This is a genomic window from Azospirillum sp. TSH20 (assembly GCF_003115935.1).
In the GTDB taxonomy this organism is placed as follows: Bacteria; Pseudomonadota; Alphaproteobacteria; order Azospirillales; family Azospirillaceae; genus Azospirillum.
Map to the genome: position 1 here is coordinate 1 of NZ_LGQU01000192.1, position 1,185 is coordinate 1,185.

The following is a 1,185-nucleotide window of genomic DNA, read 5'->3' on the forward strand; positions in this document are numbered from 1 at the left end:
ACTCACGCGCATCGCCGAAGACCCCAGCAGCGACGGGCTGTCCCTGTCCGCCGACGGTCTGCATGTCGGCTTCCACAGCAACGTCCCGACCCTGGTCAGCGGCGACACCAACAACCGATGGGATGTGTTCGTCGCCGGGGTGGCGGGTGTTTAGAAGCCTGCAGTTCCCGCATTTCCTTCCCGTCGTGAAAGGCCGAATTTGATGCGACGCTCCCGATGAACGTGACGATAAACGCCGCCGTCCGCCGAGCAACCGGAAGCAGGTCATAATTTGTCCGTTGCGGCGCTTCGTCCCGGAGGGGGCTTTTCCGTCAATGCCGGTCGTGCAGGCAATGGGCGTGGTCGGCCAGCACCTCGATGACGTGGCAGCTGCGCACCTGGTCTTGGGCGCAGCCCTCCACCATCCGCCGGACCTCGTCGCGCAGGGCCTCCAGCCGGGCAATTCTGGACTCGATCTCGGCCAGATGGGTGCGGGCCAGCAGGTCGGCCTCCCGGCAAGGCCGGCCCGGATCGTCGGCCATGGCCAGCAGCTGGCGGATCGCCTCCACCTCGAAGCCCAGCTCGCGGGCATGGCGGATGAAGCGCAGACGGTTGACCGCCCCGTCGTCGTAGCTGCGCCGGTTGCTGCCGGTGCGCGGCGCCTCCGGCAGCAGGCCGATGCCCTCATAATAGCGGATGGTCGGGATCTTCACGCCGGTCCGTTTGGCGAGCGTGCCGATGGTCAGGGCGGCGGGTGAGGTGTCGGGCAGGCTGGACATGGTCGGCTTTTCTCTCTTGATCCTCCAGTCGCTGGAGGATTTAGGCTCCGGGGGAGCTGCCGGCAACCGGCCATGATCGAGGAGCCTCCACCATGTACGGATCCAGTCCCGAACCGCTGTCCGGTACGCAGGCCGGCGCCGCCCTGCACACCAGCCGCTACCGGGTTTCCGGCATGGATTGCGGATCCTGTGCCGCCAAGATCGAGACGGCGCTGCGCCGGGTGCCGGGGGTCCGCGAGGTGCGGGTGTCGGTGCCCGCCGGCACGGTCGCCGTCTCGCACGACGACACGCTGGGTACCGAGGCGGTGGTCCGCCCGCTGGCCGCGCTCGGCTATGGCGCCACCCCCGCCGATCCGGTTGCGGACGGCCCGGATGCTGCTTGCGGCGGGGGGTGCTGCGGGGCTGAGGCCCCTTCCCATTCCCCCGG

Annotated in this window: 2 protein-coding genes; one reads left to right on the plus strand and one right to left on the minus strand. The window is 68.9% G+C overall.

The window, feature by feature from the left end; all coding sequences use genetic code 11:
• Nucleotides 1-311 precede the first annotated feature (311 nt).
• The gene (locus tag TSH20_RS33625) at nt 312-758 is read right to left on the minus strand and encodes a helix-turn-helix domain-containing protein (protein ID WP_109157744.1); all 447 of its coding nucleotides are present in this window, start codon (nt 756-758) and stop codon (nt 312-314) included.
• Nucleotides 759-850: 92 nt separating this feature from the next.
• On the opposite strand from TSH20_RS33625, the gene TSH20_RS33630 reads away from it, so the two are divergent.
• Nucleotides 851-1,185: heavy metal-associated domain-containing protein (locus TSH20_RS33630; RefSeq protein WP_199232456.1), on the plus strand; the 335-nt coding region annotated here is incomplete at its 3' end.